Raw genomic sequence first — 20,951 nt, forward strand, 5'->3', positions numbered from 1 at the left:
TTTCGACTTCTTTTAAGCCGGCGAAACAGTTGGATGCTGCGAGCTTGGCCTCTTTAATGCTGCGTTTTCCCCGGATGCCCGGATTTTTCCTTCCTGAAATTTTTTCGGCCATTGCCCTTTTTTCGGCCATTGCCTTTTTTTCGCGAAGATACTTTCCATTCAGGACCGGGGCCAAATGTTTCGGGCAGAGGGATTTTGTATACCTCATTCTCAATCAGCGCTTCAATCTGCTGAAATTTGTACATGTCGTCGCTGTTGATAAAGGTGAGCGCAATACCGGTGGTATTGGCTCGGGCCGTACGGCCAACGCGATGTACGTAATCTTCGGCATCGCCCGGTACATCGAAGTTCACCACCAAGTGAATATCTTTGATATCGATTCCCCGGCTGAGTACGTCGGTGGCAACCAGGATGCGTGTCTGCCGCGCACGGAACTTCATCAGGACGGTTTCGCGTTCTTTTTGTTCCAGGTCGGAAGAAATGGCTTGCGCATCCAGCTTGATTTTTTGCAGCGCCCGCACAATCTGCGATACTTTCTTTTTGGTTGAGCAGAAAATGAGGATGCTCTGACAGTCATCTTTCCCGGCGATCAGGCTTTGGATCAGCGGGATTTTTTGTTCTTCATGACAAATATAAGCGGCCTGTAAAACTCCTTCAGCCGGTTTGCTGATGGCCGTGCTGAATTCTTTGGGTTTGGTCAGTACCTTGGCCGCAAGTGTTTTAATTTTGGGAGGCATGGTCGCGCTGAACATCACGGTTTGCCGTTTCTCGGGCAGGTGGCTGAAGATCCGGATAATGTCGTCGTGAAAACCAATGTCGAGCATGCGGTCGGCTTCGTCGAGTACCACGTATTCGACCTGTCCCAATCGGGCAATATCGTTGTCAATAAAGGAAATCAGCTTGCCGGGGGTTGCTACAATAATATCTACGCCTCCCTCCAGCGCTTTGCGCTGCACTTCCCATTCGTTCCCGTCGCCGCCGCCATACAACGAGATGGAGGTGGTGCCCGAGTAATACGAGAATCCCTGTACCTGTTGTTCAATCTGGATTGCCAGTTCCCGTGTGGGAACAATAATCAGCGCACGGGTATGACCCGATGGCAAGGCCGACACTTTTTCAATAATCGGGAGCATAAAAGCCGCTGTTTTCCCGGTTCCGGTCTGGGCACAGGCAATCAAATCGTGCCCTTCGAGTATAATGGGGATGGTTTTTTCCTGGATTTCGGTCGCTTCGTCAAAACCCATATCGTGCAAGGCATCCAGGATATCATCGTGTAAATCAAATTCGTCAAACTTCATATAGTGTACAGGAATGTATTTCAATATACCAGAAAAGAGAATCAAACTTTCGCGGAAGCGCTCATTCTGTTTTATTTGGCAAAAGTAGCAATTTTTTCTGATCTGTGCTTCAACCGCTTTTCACCGGCACGGAAATCGCTTTTAAAAAATATGTCGGATTTGATGCTGCATGGCTCATTCGCCGACGAATCAATGTCAGAGTACTGATCTCCTGAAACCTTATTTTCATGATTTACCTTCGTAGTCCCTGTCCGACCTCACTGCGTCCAACCTTATTTACCTTGTTTATATATCCTGTTTACGCCGACAGAAGTTTGCTTAGTGACACTCATTGCCGCAAACCGGAAACACGGATTTGTACACTGACACTTTTCGTTCATCACCATCCCAAAAACAAAATTCCCGTCCCGCTCGACAGAATTACCAGTCCGGCAAGCAAATGAAGGTATCTTTCGTGTTTTTTGAATTTTAGCAAGGATGTACCCTTATGGCCGAGGTAAACGGTGAGCATCATGGTCGAGATGGTGGCAATCCCAAAGATCAGCGCAACCGTAAACATGCCCAGCGTACTGTTTTTATATGCGGGAAAAATCAGCATGGGAATCAGTACTTCACAGGGTCCAAATACAAAAATCAGGAATAAAACCCAGGGGGTTAACCGGCTGTTGTCCCCGGTTTGTTCGTCGACAGGCAGGTGTTGCAGTCCCCTGATTTTTTTGGGGAGCAAAAAATCAGGAAGATGGGCATGATGCGAGGTTTTTATGTATTTGTAAATACCGTATAGGGTATACAGGACACCAAATGCAAACAACATCCATCCAACCAGTTCGCCCCTGAATGCTTCGATGTTTTCCAGCTTACTCAGGCTGACTCCAAGCGTAACCCCCAAAATCCCGATCAGGATGGAACTTCCTACATGCCCTACGCCCGAGATAAAGGTGATCCACATCGTTTTATTGCTTGACCACTGACGGGCTTTACTCAAAACAATAAACGGCAGATAATGGTCGGGGCCCAAAATGGTGTGAATAACACCGAGTGAGGCGGCTGAAACGGAGAGTAAATAGAGTTCTTGCATGACACGGGATCTTAAAGTTTATTTATTAATGATGCCTGGCAGGCGGCTCCAAAGCCGTTATCGATATTGACGACACTCACGCCGCTGGCGCAACTGTTGAGCATGGATAGCAGGGCCGACAGCCCGCCAAAATTAGCCCCATAGCCAATGCTGGTGGGGACCCCGATTACCGGTTTGTCTACCAGTCCGCCAACCACGCTGGCCAGGGCGCCTTCCATGCCTGCCACGACAATAATGACGCGGGCATTCCGGATGATCTCCAGCTTGTTAAACAGTCGGTGAATACCGGCTACCCCCACATCGTAAACCGTTTCGACCCGGTTGCCTAAAAAGCGGGCCGTTACCACGGCTTCTTCAGCCACCGGCAAATCGGATGTGCCGGCAGCCACAACGGCGATGTAGCCTTTGTGGACCGGCTGATGATTTTTTTTGTGAGTAATGGTTTTGGCCAAGGGGTTATAGTCGGCCTGGGGGATCACGTTTTTTACGGCATCATACATCTCTGGGCTGACCCGGGTAGCCAGCAGGTCGATCCCTTTCTGATACATGCGTTCGGCAATCAGGCAAACCTGCTCAGCGGTTTTTCCCGAAGCGTAGATCACTTCCGGCATCCCGGTCCGGTGTTGCCGGTCGGTGTCGATGGTGGCAAAGCCCATTTCTTCAATGCCGCGTCCGGAAAGCCTTTCCAGTGCATCTACGAGTTCAATTTCGCCCTGCTTGTATTTTTCGAGAATATCTTTCAGTTCCATTATTGAAACAAGGTTTTACGAACAGCATGCTCGACCTCCGAAATGCTGATCTGGTTTTTCTCGGCCCATTCCCGGCAATCTTCCGCTTCCGGTTTGACGCGTATCAGTTTCCCGTTGTAAAAGCTTTTTTTCACCCGAACTACGCCATAAGCGGTTTCGATGGTCGATTCTTCGCGGCGAAGGGCATTTTTTGTAACCCGGTATTCCCGGATGCCAATAGAGGTACTGTGTGTGAAAATGATTTCCTTTAGTTTCCCTGTTAAATTTTCAGGGCAAAGGACCGAAAGCATGGTTGCGGGGCGCGATTTTTTCATGATGACCGGGATCATCCAGGCATCGCTGGCCCCGGCCCGAAACAGCTGATCCAGGATAAAATCAAAATGTTCGGGGTTCATATCGTCGATGTTGCATTCCAGAACCATGGCGGGTTCAGGCTGCACATCGCTAACGTTATCGGTTGATTCCAACAGGTAAACACGTAAAACATTCGGGACTTCGCTGTCGCGGTTACCAATGCCGTAAGCTGTTTTGGTAATCCGGAAATTGATGCTGTCGGTAAATTCGTCGACCGTTGCGACTAAAATGGCAGCGCCGGTTGGCGTGGTGGCCTCATGGTTCACCAAACCGCTTTTTACCGGAACGTTTTGCACAATCAGCGCTGTTGCCGGCGCAGGGACCGGCATGATTCCGTGAGCGCATTTTACGGTGCCTCCTCCCAGTTGGATGGACGAAGACATCACTTTGTCGACTTTTAAATAATCGAGGCAAATGGCTGCGCCAACAATGTCTGCAATCGAATCAAGAGCGCCGACTTCATGAAAATGGACTTTTTCTTTAGAAATGTTGTGCACTTTCGCTTCAGCTTCGGCAATCAGGTTAAAAATCTTTAAGGAGTTTAGTTTGACATGCTCCGGCAGGGCGGAGTTGTTGATGATCTCTTCAATATGCCTCAGGTGGCGGTGTTTTTCGTTATCCGGGTTTTCAATGACGACTTCGGCTTTTGTGCCTGAAATACCCCTGCGCTGGTCGGGTTTGATGTTGAGATGAAAACCGGCAATGTTTAGCTTTTCCAGCTCTGTTTTCAGATAACCTGCATCTACCCCCAGATCGATCAGCGCTCCCATGTTCATATCTCCGCTGATTCCTGCAAAACAATCATAATACAATATCTTCATAGTAGCCTATTTTTTCTGATGAATGTCCTTCAATACCCGGTTGAGCTTTCCTGAAACCAACCCTTCGCGGTCGATCTTCACCTGCGGAAATCCGACTGCCCTGATTTTGTCAACGACGAGATCTTCCATCAGCAACAGTTTTTCCAGTTCTTCTTTTTTTACTTCCACCTGCCCGTAGTCGCCATAATGACGCACCCGGACATCGTTGAACCCGAACTCGTTGAGGATATTCTCGGCGGCTTCAACCTGACGGAGCTTTTCGTAGGTGATCCGGTGATTGTACGGAATGCGCGAACTCAGGCAGGGGCTGGCCGGTTTGTCCCAATTGGGAAGTTCAAAATGTTTCGCGATTTGGCGTAACTCGTCTTTCGTGAGCTTGCAGTCGGCCATTGGCGACAAAACCCGGTATTGGGCCGCCGCCTGCAATCCGGGGCGGTAATCGCCCAGGTCGTCGAGGTTGGTGCCGCTCAGTACATCAAATTCAGGATATTTTTCCTTAACTGTTTGCAGATCGTGAAACAGATGTTCTTTGCAGAAATAGCACCGGTTTTCCGGGTTCTGGTTGTAACGCAAGTCGGTTAGCTCTTTGGTTTTAATGATCTCCAGACGGATGTCGAATGTTTGACAGAAATTTTTTGCCAACTCAAAATCTTTTTGCTTGAGGCTTTCGGAATTGGAAATGACGCCGATGGCGTGTTGTTTTCCCTGGAATTTCCAGGCCAGAAACAACACCAGGGTTGAATCAATTCCGCCCGAAAAAGCGACAATTGAACCTTTTCGGGAGGAAAACCATTGTTCCAACCGGTCAAGTTTATGTTGAAGATGTGGAGAAAGCTCATTCATGGTTACAGGTTTTATTGTTTTTAAGATCGCATTTATATAACAACCGAAAGCCAATGCCAAACGGGTTAATCAACCCGGCTCATGGTTAATTTGCCGTGTTGCATTCCTTTGATGGTGATCAGCTTATCGGCCAGGTCGGTTAACCGGCTGGCCACCCCTTTGATGGCAAAAATCTCCATGTGTTTCGATTTGTCGAGGATGACCCGTTGTGTCGATAGGATCTCCTGCGAGAAGGTTTCCTGGACATCGGCAAGCAGGCTCAGGATTTCCCTGCGATGCGGATCGTAAACCAGGGTAACTGATCCGGCAACATGGTTATTGCATTGCCATTTCCGTTCAACAACATTCCGGCTGATCAGCTGGCGGATCGCCTGCGACCGGTTCGAAAAGTGATTATCCTGCACGTATTCATCCAAGGCATCCAAAAGGTCCTTTTCCAACGATACGCCAAACCTGGAAACTGCCATAGTAACATCAATTTTTAAAAAAGTAACATCTTTTACAAAAATAGAAAAAAAAAGATATGAGCATCCTTCATTCATCTTTTATTGGCTTTTGGAGGAGAGATTATTTTGACCAGAACGACGGACGTTCCAAAGTTTGCAGTTTCGCGAAAGCGCATCAATGAAAAATGATTACTTTTGCGGCATCATGAATCACGTGTGCTTGGTAACCACGTAAAAAACAAGTAAAATGAAAAATCAAGTTTCGGTATTATTCCTGTTAACGGGAGTGTTGTTCGCGGCTTCCCTGCTAATCGCAAACATTTTAGCATCCAAAATTATCCTGATCGGACCATGGTCGGCGCCGGCGGGGGTGTTGATCTTCCCGGTCGCCTACATCATTAACGATGTAATTGCCGAGGTATGGGGCTACGCCAAAGCGCGCCTGATTATCTGGGCTGGTTTTGGGGTGAATCTGCTGGCTGCATTATTCTTTATGCTGGCTATTTCGATGCCGGCTGCTCCTTTTTATGAAGGACAGGAAGCTTTTCAGCAAATTGTGGGAAGCTCGGTACGGATTGTTTTTGCCAGCCTGATGGCTTACCTGATCGGCTCCTTCCTCAACGCCTACGTGATGAGCAAGTTTAAACTGCTCACCAAAGGCAAAGGTTTTTCGTTGCGCGCCATCATTTCGACCCTGGCCGGCGAAGGCGCCGACTCGATGATCTTCATTATCATTGCGTTTACCGGTATTTTTCCGCTTCCGGTTATCCTGACGATGATTGTAACGCAGGCTTTACTGAAAACAGCTTACGAAATTCTCATTCTGCCATTCACCGTTTTGGTGGTGAAAAAAGTAAAGGAAATGGAGGGTGTTGATACGTTTGATGAGGATATTTCGTACAACCCGTTTCGTTTAAAACAAATTTAATGAACAAGGCATTGGTGGTTTTTTCGGGCGGGCAGGATTCGACAACCTGCCTGTTTTGGGCTAAACAGCTATTTGATGAGCTTGAGGCCATTTCGTTTGATTACGGGCAAAAACACCGGAGCGAATTGCAGGTTGCCGAGGCAATTGCCCGAAAAGCCGGAGTGCCGTTTCATGTGTATAAGCTCGATTTATTGGGGCAGATCACCAGCAACGCGCTTACCAATCCCGATATCAAGGTCGATGAAGACAAACCTGCCAACAATCCGCCCAACACGCTGGTTGAAGGACGGAACATGCTTTTTCTGACCTATGCAGCCGTATATGCCAAGTCGCGGGGCATTCATCATTTGGTGACCGGGGTCGGGCAGGCCGATTACAGCGGCTATCCCGATTGCCGCGACGAGTTTGTCCGCTCGCTTAACCAAACACTAAACTTGTCGATGGATTACGCGTATGAGATTCATACGCCGCTGATGTGGAAGAATAAGGAGCAGATTTGGCAGATGGCCGACGAGTTGGGCGTTTTTGAGTTGGTGCGCAACGAAACGCTCACCTGTTATAATGGGCTTACTGGCGACGGTTGCGGGCATTGCCCCGCCTGCAAATTGCGGCGAAACGGCCTGGATAATTATTTGAAAAAGCGAGAAACCGGGAATGGGGGTTAGTTAAACGGTCATTGGTTATTGGTCATTGAACCCTGGAACTTGAAATTTGAAACTTGAAACCTGGAATTTAACGGATATGGACAACTTGAAACAACTTGGAAACGAAACCAATTATTTGTTCGACTACTCGCCGGATCTGCTTGAGACCTTCGACAATAAACATCCGGAAAATGATTTTTGGGTGAAATTTAATGCGCCCGAATTTACCAGCCTGTGCCCCATCACCGGGCAACCCGATTTTGCCACCATTTACATCAGCTACATGCCCGGGGCAAAAATGGTTGAAAGCAAATCGCTCAAGCTGTATTTGTTTAGCTTTCGCAACCACGGCGCATTTCACGAAGATTGCATCAACATCATGATGAAAGACCTGGTCAAACTGATGGATCCCAAATACATCGAGGTTTGGGGGAAATTTCTGCCGCGCGGCGGTCTCAGCATCGATCCGTATTCGAACTACGGGCGGCCCGGCACCAAATACGAAGAACTGGCCTGGTATCGCCTGCAAAACCATGATCTGAACCCGGAAAAAATAGATAACCGGTAACCCGCTGTATGATTATTTCCTGTTCTGATAACTGCGGATAGAATAAAAAAACAGCATTTGTTTAAAAATAATTACGTAAAGTTTAGAGACTGTTTTGAAATCATTGTCAAAATTTGTTAAGCATCAATCTTATCATTGATAATTGGACAAAGGCTGCACTTGTTTCGGTCAACCTTTCATAGTCTTTCGAGGTCCGTCGTTGAAATGAAATCCAGGCAAATGTTCTTTCAACAATCCATCTTTTAGGCAGGATTTTGAATTTGTGGGCTTCATTTCTTTTGACAATTTCGAGGGCCCAACCAAATTTTATCCTGGCTGTCTCTATTAATTCCCCCCGATAACCGCCATCGGCAAATATTTTTACGATCCCTTTTATGTATTTATTTTTAAGGATTTTAAATACAAGTTCTGCGGCCTTGCTGTCATGTGGCGTTGCTGAATGGACTACAATGGCCAGTAGTAAGCCAAGGGTATCAACAACAATGTGCCTTTTTCTGCCCTTAATCTTTTTGCCGCCATCATACCCAATCTCGTCTTGACAAACATTGACTGTTTTAACGGATTGACTGTCAATTATGCCAACAGATGGAACAGGGTTTCTGCCTTTTTGCACCCTGACCTTTTCGACAAGATAATCATGCAATTCCTCCAAAAGCCCGTTTAACTTCCACTGTCTGAAGTAATAATAAACTGTCTGCCATGGCGCAAAGTCGTTGGGGAGCATCCGCCATTGGCAACCGGATTTGGTTATGTACAAAATTGCATTCACAATTGATCGTAAACTATGTTTTCTTTTTCGCTCTTGTTCAAACAAATCTTTTATAACTTGCCACTGGTTATCGGTTAAATCACTTGGGTAAATTTTCATCGTACACTAATTTGTCGTTATTTTAGTGCAAAGAAAATCTAACCTGATATAGTTAGCTGATAACCAATTTTTTAATTATAAACACCTTGGTGTTAATTGCGCTATAATATTTTTTAAATTTAAAATCAAAACAGTCTCTTAGTAATTTGGACGAACCAAACAGGAGAAATCCGGTTAGGCAGCTGATTGGAAGAAGATACGACGACAAAATTCAGCAATAATAATACAACAGGAGATGACACAGGACGCCTATCCTAAAATTGTTTTGAGAGCATATAATCAATGGCAGGGTTGAATAAACATATTGACGCTTTTTATTCAAAGATTTTAGAATTGTTAAAAACCGCTCGTAAAACGGTCCTTCAATCGGTTAACACGACGATGGTTGAAACCTACTTTGAGGTTGGTCGGCTAATTGTTGAGGAAGAGCAACATGGCGAAGAAAAAGCAAAATATGGCCAAAATTTAATTAATGATTTGTCAAAAAAGCTGTCGGATGAATTTGGGAAAGGATTCTCGTCAACCAATCTAAAGCAAATGAGAAGTTTCTATCTGACTTATTCAAAAGGTCAGATAGTGTCTGACGATTTCAAATTGAGTTGGTCGCATTATCTAAAGCTCATGCGGATTGATGATGAAAGTGAGCGCAAATTTTATGAAATAGAATCCATTAAAAATAATTGGAGTGTTAATGAATTACAACGACAATACGACAGTGCACTCTATACAAGGTTAGCGTTGAGCAGAAATAAGAATGAAGCTTTAAAATTAGCACAAGAAGGATTGATAATTGAATATCCGAAAGACGCAATCAAGGACCCATATATACTTGATTTTATCGGGCTTCCCGAAAAGTCGGCCTATTCAGAGAGTGATTTGGAGCAAAAACTAATTGATAAACTTGAGCATTTTTTATTGGAGCTTGGTACTGGTTTTACATTTGTTGCCCGGCAAAAGAGACTTTCCTTTGATGACAAACATTTTCGGATAGATTTAGTTTTCTATAACCGGATTTTAAAATGCTTTGTACTTATTGATCTGAAAATAGGTGAATTAAGACATCAGGATATTGGTCAAATGCAGATGTATGTGAATTACTATGACAGAGAAATTCGGTTAAATGATGAAAACAAAACGATCGGTCTGATCTTATGTCAGAACAAAAGTGAATCGGTGGTACAATATACGTTGCCGGAGAATAATGAACAGATATTTGCAAGTAAATACCAAACCGTATTGCCTAGTAAAGAGAAACTAAAAGAACTGATTGAGAATAAAGAATATTAAACGCGACAAAGCAGCACAGATGAGATAGCGCAGGCCGCTTCCGTTGAGCTTGCAGGGAATGGGGTTTCAACAATGGAGATCGCCTCCTAATCCGAACAAAATATGACTTTGGGGCACCTAATGATGAAAAAGACATTACTCAATATCCTCTTTTTTCTTTTGGCTTTAAATTCAGTCGGACAAAACGATTTTTACGAACGATTGGCTGATTCGGTACTGGTTTTGACGAAACAAAAAGTTCAATACGACCCGGTATACACCCGGATTGACTATCCAAACGGAGACGTTCCTGCCGGCAAAGGTGTTTGTACTGACGTGGTGATCAGGGCTTATCGGAAATTTGGAATTGACTTGCAAAAAGAAGTGCATGAAGACATGAGCTTAAATTTCGACAAGTACCCGAATAATTGGGGACTGACTCGTCCTGACAAAAACATTGACCACCGGCGGGTTCCCAATCTCATGACATTTTTCACGAGGAAAGGCATCGTAATGACGATCAGTAATCAGCCCAATGACTATCAACCCGGGGATATCGTTTGCTGGAACCTGGGAGGCGGAACAACGCACATTGGACTGTTGTCCAGGAAAAAATCGACTGACGGACAACGATATTTAATTGTCCACAACATCGGGGGCGGGCAGGTGATTGAAGACTGTTTGTTTCGCTTCAAAATAATCGGACATTACCGCTATGAAAAGTGATAGCAACAGATAAAAATAATTAAACCCAAAACAAATGAAACAGATTCTCAACCTCATGGTGTTTGCATTCATGGTTTTCTCGTGTGCTGAAACCGGTAGTGACCGGATGAACTACGACCTGGCCGGCGTTGAAAAAGAAATTGTTCCGCAAACCAACCAGTCGCGGGAGGCAACAACGATTGACGAACTTGAACAGACTGAAGTTGATAAGAAAAAGATCATCAAAGACGGTCGCCTGGGCTTGAGGGTAAATGAACTTGAAAGGTCGAAATCGCGAATCGACAGCCTGGTGAAAATGCACGGTGGCTATTATGCCAACGAAAGTTTTAATAATACCGACTACGAATCGTCGTACAACTTAAACGTCAGGATTCCCTGCAGCCAGTTCGAAAATTTTATTTTGCAGGTAGAGGCGGGCAGTGGAGAAATCCTGTATAAAGAAATTGATGCCCGCGACGTCACCGATCAATTTATCGATTTGGAAACGCGGCTGGCAAATAAACGGAATTATTTGGCCCGCTATCAGGACCTTTTGAAGCAGGCCAAGACCGTGAAAGAAATTCTGGAGATTGAGGAAAAAATCCGGGGTCTGGAAGAAGAAATTGAAAGCGCCACCGGCCGGTTAACCTACCTGGCCGATTTGGTTCATTACAGTACCCTTAATTTATGGATATCGAAACAGAAAGATTTTAAGTATAATCCGGCCAAACGGGGCAAATTTACCGAACGCTTAAAGCAATCTCTTTCACGGGGTTGGTTCGGATTTGTTGATTTTGTTCTCTTTATGATCAAAATCTGGCCATTTTGGTTAATCGTATCCCTGATCCTGTATTTGTTGAAAAAGTATAAAAAGAAGCGGAAAAGCCGGAACTAAACCCGGACTCACGGTCTCACCTCACAGGTGTTCGCGATCTTTAAAGTGAATACCGAAGGGTATTTTTGCATCAGCTGCTTCATGGCCTGGCGGAGCAGTTCTATAACCGGCTCATATTCGCCTGCAATCAGCGAACTCATGGTGCCGGTTGTTACCGAGATTCCGGGCCGGTCTTTTAGGAGGTCCAGCAGCTCCCAAACGGCTTGTTCATATGCGTTGAGGAGCGGATAATAGCTTATTTCGACGGTAATGTGCATCAGATTGTTTTTTTTACCACCGCGGCCATAAACACGCCCGGCGCGGTTTGTTTTTCTTCGGTTTGATCAAGGATTTGAAAATCGGCGGACAGGTGAACACATTCCGTAATTTCCGGATGGCCGATTTTCAGCAAATGACTGCGAAGTTGTTCCCGGCTCATAAAATCCCCATGCCGGAATACCGGGTCCTGCTCTTTGATTTTTCCTAAAGTTGAATCGGAGTTCAGACAACCGGCAATCAGCCAGCCGCCGGGTTTTAATACCCGTTTCATTTCGGCAAATGCATGGTTGATGTCACCGCAAAATTCCAGCGCCGTAATCACGGCCACTTGGTCGAATGTATGGTCGGCAAAGGGCAGTTGGCGAACGTCGGCAGTCATCCACTGCACTTGGGAGATCGCCTTTTTCCGGGCAAAAGTCAGCATGGATTCGGCCACATCGGTTGCTGTGATGTGAAATCCCCGTTCGCTGAAAAATTCAGTCCAGTGGCCGGTGCCGCATCCAATTTCGAGCATTTTGCCCGGGCTTACCGGTTTCAGCAGGTTCAGGATTGCCTGTTTTTCCAGTTCGTCAACCAGGCGTCCTTGTTCCGACTGGTAATAGGTGTCGTACTCCCGGGCAATTTCTGTTTGGGCAAAGATGTTCATAAAAGCATTTTTCCGGCTATTCTTCAATTCCAAGAATAGCAGATGTTTCGTGCGATTGACCGGGGGCCAGGCTAACGGGACTGTTGAAGGCATTAACTGCTTCCACGCAAACAAAAGTTTCATACGCATCGTTTGGCAGATCGGCAATGGAGGCGCAGGCTTCTTGTCCCGGATTCCAGACAGTTGTTACCTGGCTGCCCGTTTTTTCGACGAGGATGCGGCGGCGGAAAACGGGATCGGCAATCACCACCGCTGCTTCGGTGTCGAGGTAGTGGCGTGTAAGCGCTTCGTTGATCTTCAAAACCGCCTCTTCCTGTACTTCGTTACCCGGATTGAGCTGATTGTAATAAGTGGTTCCCTGCAGGCCCTCGATACTGATGTTTTCGATACCCGACAGGAAGAAGTACGAATGCAGCGCGCTGCTGTATTCAAACGGATTGGTAGAGGTGTTGGTCACTTTCAGGGTCACGGTTAACCTGGCGCCCACGGTAATGTCGAGTTCGGCCACGAAATCGAAAGGCCAGTAAAACCTGGTTTCTTCCGACGAGCTCAGCTGCAGCCGGACCCGTGTTTCGCCGGTGGGCATGGAAGCTGTTTCCAACACCTCCCAGTACATCAGCCGGGCAAAGCCGTGCTGTGGTTTTTGCGTGTCGGTTTTATGGGGGCCAAACCAGGGAAAGCAGACAGGAATGCCGCCTCGGATTGGTTTGCCAACTTCAAAAAAACTGTCGGGGCTCATCCACAGGATGTCCATCGTTTTGTGCGGACGAAAACGGGTCACATGGGCGCCGTACAAACAAATGTCGGCCTCGGCATATTTGTTGGAAACGGTTAGGTAAACCAGATCATTTTCCAGTTCGGCAAAGCCTACTTCGCCTTCAATGCTAAATTTTTCTTCCAGGGTTTCGAAATCAGTCATGTTGTCTATATTTAGTTGTCTTTTTTAATAGTTGTCATTAAACTTTGTTTTCACGATTTCCTTGACTTCATTCATGTCTGCCGGGCGTCCCAGTTCGCGCTCGATTGAAGTGACGCCGTAGGAGAGAAAACCGCAGGGATTGATGTAGTTGAAGTAGCGTAAATCGGTGTTGACGTTCAGTGCAAAGCCGTGCATGGTGACATAGCGGCTGACACGCACACCGATGGCGCAAATTTTACGGGCTTTGGACGGAATGCCGGCATCGAGCCATACGCCCGTGGCGCCGTCCTTGCGTCCTCCGGTCAATCCGTAATGGACCAGGGTGGCAATGATGGCGTCTTCCATCTTTTCAATGTATTCGCGCACGCCGATTTTGTAATATTCCAGGTCGATAATCGGGTAGCCTACCAACTGACCGGGACCGTGATAAGTAATGTCTCCTCCCCGGTTGATTTTATGGAAGGTGGCGTCAATCTTTTTAAGAAAATCGCCGTGAACCAGTAGATTATGCTCGTCGCCGCTTTTTCCCAGCGTGTATACATGCGGATGCTCAACCAGCAAAAAACGGTTAAGTTCGCTTGAAGCGCCTGTGGCTTTTTTATCAGCCTGCACCATTTCCAGTATTTCTTCCTGGTAGTCCCAGCAGGCTTTATAGTCTTTCCGACCCAGGTCTTCGTAATTAAAATTTGCCATTTTTAAAATTTTCAGTTTCCGATTTTCAGTTTTCCGGCTTTGGTTTCCTGCCGGATTTCCGGTCAGGCCCCGGCATGCAGCTCTGCCCGGTACGACGAACGGACCAGCGGGCTGCTTTCTACAAATGAGAAACCCTTTTCGAGTCCGATTGTTCGGTATTTCTCAAATTGTTCGGGGCTGATGTATGCTATTACCGGGATATGCGCTATGGTTGGCGCCAGGTATTGTCCGATGGTAATTACCCGGCAACCGGCCGACAGCAAATCGTCCATCGTTTGGATGACTTCCGGTTCGGTTTCGCCCAATCCCAGCATGATGCCCGATTTAGGAACCAGACCGGTTTTCGCGATAACGGAAATTACGTCCAGGCTGCGGCGGTATCTGGCCGAGCTGCGAATGTGCGGGCTCAGTCGTTCCACGGTTTCCAGGTTGTGTGAAATCACTTCGGGGCGGGCGTTGGTTACCTGTAAAATTAGTTCCGGCTTTCCCTGAAAATCAGGGATCAGTACTTCCAGCCGGGTGTCCGGATTTAATTGTTTCACTTCGCGGATGGTTTCTGCCCAGAATGCGGCCCCCAAATCGGGCAGGTCGTCGCGATCGACGGAGGTGATCACGGCATGTTTTAATTGCATCAGCCGGATGGATTCGGCAACGCGCCGCGGTTCCTTCGGGTCGGGTGGCAGCGGTTTGCCTGTTTGTACACCGCAAAATTTGCAGTTGCGGGTACAAATGTCGCCTAAAATCATCAAAGTGGCTGTGCCGCGGTTCCAGCATTCGCCAATGTTGGGGCAGTTTCCGCTGGTGCAAATGGTGTGCAGTCCGTGCTTGTTCACCAAATTCTTTACCCTGGAATAACTTTCTCCTTTGGGCATTTTCATTTTCATCCAGCGTGGCAGGCGTGGCCTTGGCTGCAATTCGTCGTCCATGATTTTTGGAAAATTTTCACCAAAAATAAGGTATTTATTTGGAAGACTTTGTTAACAAAGCTCATGAGGGATTGTTATTTTTGCAGATCATGATGTCAAAAATAAAAAGATGGCTAATGCTTTGGGGAATCCTCGGATGCCTGGTTTTCCCGTTTTTCGCGTCGGGGCAGCAACAAATGCCCGATGCCAATAAACTGCAATTGGCAAGCCGGTATTACCAGTCGCGGGATTTTGACAAGGCTGCCCTTTTGTATCGCGAGCTTTACGAAACCACGGGCAGCAATTACTACTTCGAGGTTTATCTGACTTGTTTGGTTGAAAATGCCGATTTTGAGACTGCCGAAAAAGAGATAAAACGCGAACTGCGACGTACCGGCAACGACCCCGTTTTATATGTGCAGTGGGCTTACCTGTTAAAAAAACAAGGACGGAACGATGAAGCCGAAGCCATGTTCCGGCAGGCTTTAACTTCGGTACGGAACAACAAACCGGATTTAGTGAGACTGGGGAATACGCTCATCAACCGGGGTGAGTACGAGTATGCCGCGTTGCTGTACCGCGAAGGCCGAAAGAAAATGCCCGGAGAAAATTTTCATTATGAATTGGGACGTGTTTATTTGTTTCAGCGCGACTATAATGCCATGTTTGATGAATACCTCCTGTTGATCCGCGAAGATGAAACGGCGCTTAGCCAGGTCGAGAGCACTTTTCAGTCGGCGCTCCGTATGGATGTTGATCAGTCGCTGCATGAGCAATTCCGGGTTCGCGTACTCAAAAGTATCCAGCAAGCTCCAGACGTGTTGGTCTATAACCGGCTGTTGATCTGGATATTCATGCAGGAGAAAAATTTTGCAGCAGCGCTGAGGCAGCAGATTGCCCTCGACCGGCGGACCGGGGAGGAAGATCGTCAGATCATTGAACTGGCCCGTATCGCAGGACGAAATAATGAGTATGCCGAGGCCTTAAACGCGTACGATTATATGCTTAAAAAAGGTCGTTCGGGAGCTTACTACAAGAATGTTTTGCTCGAGCAAATGCAGTTAGTTTATTTGCAGTTTGTTGAGAACCCCCTTGAAAATCAAACGCCGGAGACGATTGCCAGCCGGTTTGATGAAACTTTTCAGGAACTTGGCTATTTCCCCGAAACGTACAGCCTGATCCTTGATTACGCCCATTTACTGACTTTTTATATGCGGCAAGCCGAGAAGGCGATCCGGTTGCTCGAAGACGGGATGGCTATTCCGAATCTTTCACGGGTCCAGCAGGATGAACTGAAGACAGAACTGGCCGATGTACAGGTGTATAAAGGAGATGTTTGGGAGGCTGTTTTGCTGTACTCGCAGGTAATTGAACGAAACAAAACAAACGACCTGGGCGACGAAGCCAAACTGAAAAAAGCCAGACTGGCCTATTACATGGGCGATTTGAAATGGGCAAAGGCGCAACTGGATGTCATAAAAGCCAGCACGTCGAAGCTGGTGGCCAATGATGCGCTGGAACTGTCGCTTTTTATCGGGAACAATATGAACCTGGATACCACGCAGGTACCGCTTCAGCTTTTTGCCCGGGCCGATTTGTACAGCTTCAGGAATGAAGCCGAAAAGGCCTGGACTTTGCTCGACTCGATTGGAAAAGCCTACCCCTATCATTCGCTGATTGATGATATTTATTACCGGAAAGCCAATTTGTCGGTCGCTGCCGGAGATTATCAGCAGGCCGCAGTTTTCCTGGAGCAAATAACGACCACTTACCCGTATGATTTATTGGGCGATGATGCCATGTTCCGCTTAGCCGGGATTTACGGGCAGCGCCTTAACCGGAAAGAGGAGGCGATGGCGCTTTATCAACAGTTACTGGTGCAATACCCCGGAAGCGTTTACGTTAGTGAAGCGCGCAGGCACTTCAGGGAGATGCGCGGCGATTTTGGTGACGGGCAAGAGGCTGAACCCGGGTTTGAAAAAGATACAAATTAAATGAAGAATCAAAAAACAGCCATTTTGCTGGCCTTGCTCGCTGTATTGTTATGGTCGACGGTGGCTACAAGCTTTAAAATTGCCTTAGAGGGATTAAATCCGTTTCAGTTAATTTTTATATCATCGCTGGTATCGCTGGCGTTCTTTTTTTTGGTGCTGGTGGTACAGGGAAAGCTGAAACCCTTGTTTCTCATGAAGGGAAACCAGTTGCTGCAATCGGCCATGCAGGGATTTTTAAACCCTTTTCTATATTATCTCATCCTGTTTAAGGCCTACTCGCTGAACCCGGCGCAGGTAACCCAGGCGTTGAATATGGTCTGGCCGATAACGTTGGCTATTTTATCGGTTCCGCTGCTGGGGCAAAAAATCACCTGGCGAAACCTGTGGGCGATTTTGCTTAGTTTTGCGGGAGTGGTTTTCATTTCTTCACAGGGAAGCGTCGAAGGTTTTGCCCGGACCAATACCACCGGGGCTTTACTGGCGCTTTCGAGTAGCATCATCTGGTCGCTTTACTGGATTTTAAGTACTAAGGACAAACGTGATAACTTATTCGTGTTGTTCTGGAATTTTGTTTTCGGCGTGGGCTGGTTGCTTATTTACAGCTTGTTTGATGCGGAGGCGACCTTCATTTTTGCCATTGACAAATCGTTTGCCGCAGCGGCATATGTGGGCCTGTTTGAGCTCGGAATTACTTACATCGTGTGGATCAATGCCCTTCATAAAAGTGAAAACAACGCCGTTACCGGAAACTTTATCTTTTTGACGCCCTTTTTGTCACTGCTGTTCATTCACTCCATATTACACGAAACCATTTATCTGACCACGTTTATTGGATTAAGTTTTATACTTTTAGGGATCTTTATGCAGCAACTAAAGCGGAAAAACCAAAGGAGCCGGGCTTCGTAACCGATGGAATTTTCTTTTTTATTCTGCATCTTTAGCTTACATACGAAACAGCGGATATGGCATTGGAAGGCAAACGAATACTGGGAATTGACCCCGGAACCGTCGTGATGGGTTACGGTTTGATCGAGATTGAAGGGAGCAAACCCAAAATCCTCCAGGTAGGGGTAGTGAAAACTGCCGGTTTTAATAATCATTATCTGCGGCTGAAGCATATTTTTAACCGGACCCAGGCATTGATTGATGAGTATTTACCGGACGAACTGGCCATCGAGTCGCCCTTCTACGGGAAAGACATTCAGGCAATGCTGAAGCTTGGGCGCGCCCAGGGCATTGTGATGGGCCTGGCCTTGCACCGCGATATTCCCGTGTTTGAATATGCCCCGCTGAAAGTGAAACAGTCGATTACCGGCATGGGGCGGGCCGCCAAGGAACAGGTAGCCTATTTCCTGAAAAATATGCTGAAGGTTGACGATTTGCCTCCCGAGCTGGATGCCACCGATGCGGTGGCGGTGGCTGTTTGTCATTACCTGCAAATGAAAAACCCGGTTGGAAAAGGCGAATTCAGGAACTGGAGCGAGTTCGTGAAAAAAAATCCCGGCAGGGTGAAATAGAGATGGCAGGTAGGGCAGCCTGCCTGGTGTAAATAAAAAACCACCAGCGGGAACTGATGGTTAACTCATATTACAGGATTATTTCATTTGAAATACGGTTTGTAATTTCAGTAAATTCTTCCTGCGACAACTTCAGCTTATTGGAGAAGCTCAGCAGATCGGCCTCCGTTTGCATGGGCACCAGGTGGATATGGGCGTGAGGCACTTCAAGCCCTAAAACCAACACCCCGACTTTTTGGCAGGGAATGGCCTTTTTCAAGCCTTCGGCAACTTTTTTGGCAAACCGTTGGAGGCCCAGGTAGGTTTCATCATCCAGGTCAAACAGGTAATCCACTTCTTTTTTAGGGATCACCAGGGTATGGCCTTTGGCTACCGGGAAAATATCCAGGAAAGCCAGAAAGTTCTCGTCCTCGGCTACTTTGTATGCCGGAATTTCGCCCTCGACAATTTTTGTAAAAATGCTTGCCATGATGTTACAAAGAAATATCAATGATTTCAAACGGAATAACTCCCGACGGAACTTTGATTTCGACGACATCGCCCACTTTCTTGCCAATCAATCCTTTGGCAATCGGGGTTTCAATCGAGATTTTGCCTGATTTTAAATCGGCTTCATGCTCCGAAACAATGGTGTATTTCATGGTAGCATTGTTGTTTTTGTTTTTGATGGTCACTTTGTTCATGATCTGAACACTTGAGGTGTCGATCTTCGACTCATCAATGATCCGGGCATTGGCAATTTTCCCGCGAAGTACAGCAATTTTTGCTTCCAGCATGCCTTGTGCATCTTTGGCCGCATCATACTCTGCATTTTCCGAGATATCACCTTTTTCAATGGCTTCGCCAATTTGTTTCGAAATTGCCGGGCGTTCCACGTTCATCAGGTAGTTCAATTCTTCTTTCAGTTTATTAAAACCTTCCTGAGTAATATAGGTAACCTTTCCCATTTTGTATAAACAGTTTTAATTGTGTGTGACTACATAAAATAAAAAAGAATTCCGGCGAGCGGAACTCTTTAGTTCCACAAATCTATATAAAATATTTGATTTTTACGAGAGGCATGTTTTAAAATAGCATTTAAACAATTGCTAACTAAATCGTTCTGATCTTTCGTTGGAAAGAGCCTGTTGGATGTTAGCCGAAAAGGGCCGGTGAATATAAATAACAGCTTTTTCTTTTGTTTCTGCCGGATGGCGGCTAATATTTCCGGTTCAGTATTTCTGAGTAGATGACAGCTTTTTTTAGTGAAAATTCAGCTGCTATTTTATTTCTGACCGGGTGTCTTTTCATTGGAGCCGATTTAACCCCCGGTTTCTTCATCTCCGGTTTTACCGCCGGCTTGGTTTTTATTTTTGGTTGAGCAGGCGGCTGGAAAAAGACCGGTGGCGGAGGAGCAGGCGTTTCAACCGGTTTGACCGGCAGAACGGAATCGTTGAAAAAATCATCCTCGAAAAGAGCATCGAAAACCGATGGACGTTCGGGTTCATCTGTCTCAGCTTTCTGCATTTCCAGTTCTGCAGCCCGTTTCTTTTTGCCCTGACTGATGGCGCCAATGACCGACAGAATGATGGCTATGATGATAAAAATATAATCTTCCATTTTTGTACTTTTGACAGACCGGGATAAAATAAATGTTCCCGATTCGGGTTTAGTGTGATAAAGGTATAAAAAATGAATGGTTTAAAACAGTTTTCCCGCTGCTTAAGTTTTACATTGGGTTTTATCCTGTTGACGGTAGCCTCCTGTAAAGACTCTTTTGACTCATCGATCCCGTATGTCCGGGTGAATTTCACAATCAACCTGGTCAACAACAATGATTTAACGGTGCCGGGAAATCTGCTTGTTTTTCCGGCTGGTTACGGAGGGGTAATTGTGATGAATATCGCTACCGGCTATGTGGCATTCGATGCAGCCTGTCCGTACGAGGTTGATCCGGCTGTCCGGGTTGAGCCTGATGCATCGGGGCGCGCTGTTTGTCCGTCGTGCGCAAGCCAGTTTAATTTATGGATGGGAGGATCAAAAGAAGGATCGGGTCCGGCAAAAGAACCTTTGAAACCCTATAATGTCAGCCAGTCGGGAAATATGCTGATTGTTACCAATTAAGAAAATGATTCCCCCACAGTCAGAGCAATTGGTAAAGCCGGTTACGCGCCAACTCGATCAGAAAAATACGGTCGAAGCCTGAATTGAGATGTAGCTGGTCCAGCTTATTTTCAATCCTGAAATTCAGGTTGGGAGTTAAGGCCTCCAGGTGGATGAGCAGCCAAAGTTGCCAGAGTTTCTTTTTTTTGTAGAGGTGTAATTTTTCTTCCTTGGCCAGGATGGTGTTGCGGATGTGAAATAAGGCATTGCCGGGTTCGATGAGCCGTCCGGTGTGGTTGTGGAAATCCTGCCCTTTCAGCTCGGTCAGTTCAATGCCAATGGCCTTCCGGGGTTTTAGTTTGAGGAGGAAATCAGGAGATTCGCCGGGCACAATCTTCCCGGCAGGGAAATCATCCATCAGTTTCATAAAGGTATTCAGGACGACCTGCTCGTTTATTTTTTTATCCTGCATGG

Annotated in this window: 26 protein-coding genes; 10 read left to right on the top strand and 16 right to left on the bottom strand. The window is 46.5% G+C overall.

Annotation, left to right across the window (positions count from 1 at the left end; genetic code table 11):
* Positions 1–53: 53 nt before the first annotated feature.
* The 6 genes from ACOIT5_RS11175 to nikR form a co-directional block, all read right to left on the bottom strand.
* On the bottom strand, positions 54–1,298 hold the full coding sequence (locus ACOIT5_RS11175; RefSeq protein WP_423130557.1) for a DEAD/DEAH box helicase: 1,245 nt from the start codon (positions 1,296–1,298) through the stop codon (positions 54–56).
* 379 nt (positions 1,299–1,677) lie between these two features.
* Positions 1,678–2,376, bottom strand: a complete 699-nt coding sequence (locus ACOIT5_RS11180; RefSeq protein WP_423130558.1) for a sulfite exporter TauE/SafE family protein — start codon at positions 2,374–2,376, stop codon at positions 1,678–1,680.
* A gap of 11 nt (positions 2,377–2,387) precedes the next feature.
* Entirely contained in the window at positions 2,388–3,125 is a 738-nt protein-coding gene (larB, locus tag ACOIT5_RS11185; protein ID WP_423130559.1) for a nickel pincer cofactor biosynthesis protein LarB, read from the bottom strand.
* Positions 3,125–4,300 carry a nickel pincer cofactor biosynthesis protein LarC gene (gene larC / locus ACOIT5_RS11190; protein WP_423130560.1) on the bottom strand — a complete coding sequence of 392 codons (1,176 nt, stop codon included), beginning with the start codon at positions 4,298–4,300 and terminating at the stop codon, positions 3,125–3,127. The genes larB and larC overlap by 1 nt, the downstream gene beginning before the upstream one ends.
* Positions 4,301–4,306: 6 nt before the next feature.
* Positions 4,307–5,143, bottom strand: a complete 837-nt coding sequence (gene larE / locus ACOIT5_RS11195) for an ATP-dependent sacrificial sulfur transferase LarE (RefSeq protein ID WP_423130561.1) — start codon at positions 5,141–5,143, stop codon at positions 4,307–4,309.
* A gap of 65 nt (positions 5,144–5,208) precedes the next feature.
* A complete protein-coding gene (nikR, locus tag ACOIT5_RS11200; protein ID WP_423130562.1) occupies positions 5,209–5,610 on the bottom strand; it encodes a nickel-responsive transcriptional regulator NikR in 402 nt (133 codons plus the stop codon).
* A gap of 226 nt (positions 5,611–5,836) precedes the next feature.
* Here nikR and ACOIT5_RS11205 point away from each other — a divergent pair, with 226 nt between their 5' ends.
* The 3 genes from ACOIT5_RS11205 to queF all read left to right on the top strand — a co-directional run bounded on the left by ACOIT5_RS11205 (position 5,837) and on the right by queF (position 7,729).
* Positions 5,837–6,517 (top strand): queuosine precursor transporter, encoded by a 681-nt coding sequence (locus tag ACOIT5_RS11205; protein ID WP_423130563.1) that lies wholly within the window; start codon positions 5,837–5,839, stop codon positions 6,515–6,517.
* Positions 6,517–7,182: a 7-cyano-7-deazaguanine synthase QueC gene (gene queC, locus ACOIT5_RS11210; protein ID WP_423130564.1), complete on the top strand. Its 666-nt coding sequence runs from the start codon at positions 6,517–6,519 to the stop codon at positions 7,180–7,182. The genes ACOIT5_RS11205 and queC overlap by 1 nt, the downstream gene beginning before the upstream one ends.
* Positions 7,183–7,258: 76 nt before the next feature.
* Complete coding sequence (gene queF / locus ACOIT5_RS11215) at positions 7,259–7,729, top strand: preQ(1) synthase (RefSeq protein WP_423130565.1); 471 nt, start codon at positions 7,259–7,261, stop codon at positions 7,727–7,729.
* Between the two features lie 106 nt (positions 7,730–7,835).
* On the opposite strand, the gene ACOIT5_RS11220 is transcribed toward queF, so the two are convergent.
* Positions 7,836–8,597 (bottom strand): IS5 family transposase, encoded by a 762-nt coding sequence (locus ACOIT5_RS11220; protein ID WP_423126326.1) that lies wholly within the window; start codon positions 8,595–8,597, stop codon positions 7,836–7,838.
* Positions 8,598–8,879: 282 nt separating this feature from the next.
* Between ACOIT5_RS11220 and ACOIT5_RS11225 the strand changes: the two genes are divergently transcribed.
* The 3 genes from ACOIT5_RS11225 (at position 8,880) to ACOIT5_RS11235 (ending at position 11,463) form a co-directional block, all read left to right on the top strand.
* Positions 8,880–9,884 carry a PDDEXK nuclease domain-containing protein gene (locus ACOIT5_RS11225; RefSeq protein WP_423130566.1) on the top strand — a complete coding sequence of 335 codons (1,005 nt, stop codon included), beginning with the start codon at positions 8,880–8,882 and terminating at the stop codon, positions 9,882–9,884.
* Positions 9,885–10,007: 123 nt separating this feature from the next.
* The gene (locus ACOIT5_RS11230) at positions 10,008–10,589 is read left to right on the top strand and encodes a DUF1287 domain-containing protein (RefSeq protein ID WP_423130567.1); all 582 of its coding nucleotides are present in this window, start codon (positions 10,008–10,010) and stop codon (positions 10,587–10,589) included.
* A 34-nt stretch (positions 10,590–10,623) separates the two neighbouring features.
* Positions 10,624–11,463, top strand: coding sequence for a DUF4349 domain-containing protein (locus tag ACOIT5_RS11235; RefSeq protein ID WP_423130568.1), 840 nt, complete (start codon positions 10,624–10,626; stop codon positions 11,461–11,463).
* A gap of 8 nt (positions 11,464–11,471) precedes the next feature.
* Here ACOIT5_RS11235 and ACOIT5_RS11240 read toward each other — a convergent pair whose 3' ends face one another.
* The 5 genes from ACOIT5_RS11240 to lipA form a co-directional block, all read right to left on the bottom strand.
* On the bottom strand, positions 11,472–11,720 hold the full coding sequence (locus ACOIT5_RS11240) for a hypothetical protein (RefSeq protein WP_423130569.1): 249 nt from the start codon (positions 11,718–11,720) through the stop codon (positions 11,472–11,474).
* Positions 11,720–12,367 carry a class I SAM-dependent methyltransferase gene (locus ACOIT5_RS11245; protein ID WP_423130570.1) on the bottom strand — a complete coding sequence of 216 codons (648 nt, stop codon included), beginning with the start codon at positions 12,365–12,367 and terminating at the stop codon, positions 11,720–11,722. The genes ACOIT5_RS11240 and ACOIT5_RS11245 overlap by 1 nt, the downstream gene beginning before the upstream one ends.
* A gap of 16 nt (positions 12,368–12,383) precedes the next feature.
* Positions 12,384–13,286 carry a D-hexose-6-phosphate mutarotase gene (locus tag ACOIT5_RS11250; protein WP_423130571.1) on the bottom strand — a complete coding sequence of 301 codons (903 nt, stop codon included), beginning with the start codon at positions 13,284–13,286 and terminating at the stop codon, positions 12,384–12,386.
* 24 nt (positions 13,287–13,310) lie between these two features.
* Positions 13,311–13,979: a lipoyl(octanoyl) transferase LipB gene (gene lipB / locus ACOIT5_RS11255; protein WP_423130572.1), complete on the bottom strand. Its 669-nt coding sequence runs from the start codon at positions 13,977–13,979 to the stop codon at positions 13,311–13,313.
* A gap of 62 nt (positions 13,980–14,041) precedes the next feature.
* Positions 14,042–14,905 carry a lipoyl synthase gene (gene lipA, locus ACOIT5_RS11260; RefSeq protein WP_423130573.1) on the bottom strand — a complete coding sequence of 288 codons (864 nt, stop codon included), beginning with the start codon at positions 14,903–14,905 and terminating at the stop codon, positions 14,042–14,044.
* 116 nt (positions 14,906–15,021) lie between these two features.
* Between lipA and ACOIT5_RS11265 the strand changes: the two genes are divergently transcribed.
* The 3 genes from ACOIT5_RS11265 to ruvC are packed head-to-tail and all read left to right on the top strand — an operon-like array spanning position 15,022 to position 18,395.
* Positions 15,022–16,878, top strand: a complete 1,857-nt coding sequence (locus ACOIT5_RS11265) for a tetratricopeptide repeat protein (RefSeq protein ID WP_423130574.1) — start codon at positions 15,022–15,024, stop codon at positions 16,876–16,878.
* A complete protein-coding gene (locus ACOIT5_RS11270) occupies positions 16,879–17,784 on the top strand; it encodes a DMT family transporter (RefSeq protein WP_423130575.1) in 906 nt (301 codons plus the stop codon). It abuts the gene before it with no gap.
* A gap of 56 nt (positions 17,785–17,840) precedes the next feature.
* A complete protein-coding gene (gene ruvC, locus ACOIT5_RS11275) occupies positions 17,841–18,395 on the top strand; it encodes a crossover junction endodeoxyribonuclease RuvC (protein WP_423130576.1) in 555 nt (184 codons plus the stop codon).
* Positions 18,396–18,465: 70 nt separating this feature from the next.
* Here ruvC and ACOIT5_RS11280 read toward each other — a convergent pair whose 3' ends face one another.
* The 3 genes from ACOIT5_RS11280 to ACOIT5_RS11290 form a co-directional block, all read right to left on the bottom strand.
* Positions 18,466–18,864, bottom strand: coding sequence for an HIT family protein (locus tag ACOIT5_RS11280; RefSeq protein ID WP_423130577.1), 399 nt, complete (start codon positions 18,862–18,864; stop codon positions 18,466–18,468).
* Positions 18,865–18,868: 4 nt separating this feature from the next.
* A complete protein-coding gene (gene greA, locus ACOIT5_RS11285; protein ID WP_423130578.1) occupies positions 18,869–19,342 on the bottom strand; it encodes a transcription elongation factor GreA in 474 nt (157 codons plus the stop codon).
* A 250-nt stretch (positions 19,343–19,592) separates the two neighbouring features.
* Positions 19,593–19,994: a hypothetical protein gene (locus ACOIT5_RS11290; protein ID WP_423130579.1), complete on the bottom strand. Its 402-nt coding sequence runs from the start codon at positions 19,992–19,994 to the stop codon at positions 19,593–19,595.
* Between the two features lie 72 nt (positions 19,995–20,066).
* Between ACOIT5_RS11290 and ACOIT5_RS11295 the strand changes: the two genes are divergently transcribed.
* Positions 20,067–20,498: a hypothetical protein gene (locus ACOIT5_RS11295; protein WP_423130580.1), complete on the top strand. Its 432-nt coding sequence runs from the start codon at positions 20,067–20,069 to the stop codon at positions 20,496–20,498.
* 19 nt (positions 20,499–20,517) lie between these two features.
* On the opposite strand, the gene ACOIT5_RS11300 is transcribed toward ACOIT5_RS11295, so the two are convergent.
* Positions 20,518–20,949 carry a hypothetical protein gene (locus tag ACOIT5_RS11300; RefSeq protein WP_423130581.1) on the bottom strand — a complete coding sequence of 144 codons (432 nt, stop codon included), beginning with the start codon at positions 20,947–20,949 and terminating at the stop codon, positions 20,518–20,520.
* Between the last annotated feature and the right edge of the window lie 2 nt (positions 20,950–20,951).

Source organism: Gaoshiqia hydrogeniformans (assembly GCF_049347105.1).
Taxonomy (GTDB): domain Bacteria; phylum Bacteroidota; class Bacteroidia; order Bacteroidales; family Prolixibacteraceae; genus Gaoshiqia; species Gaoshiqia hydrogeniformans.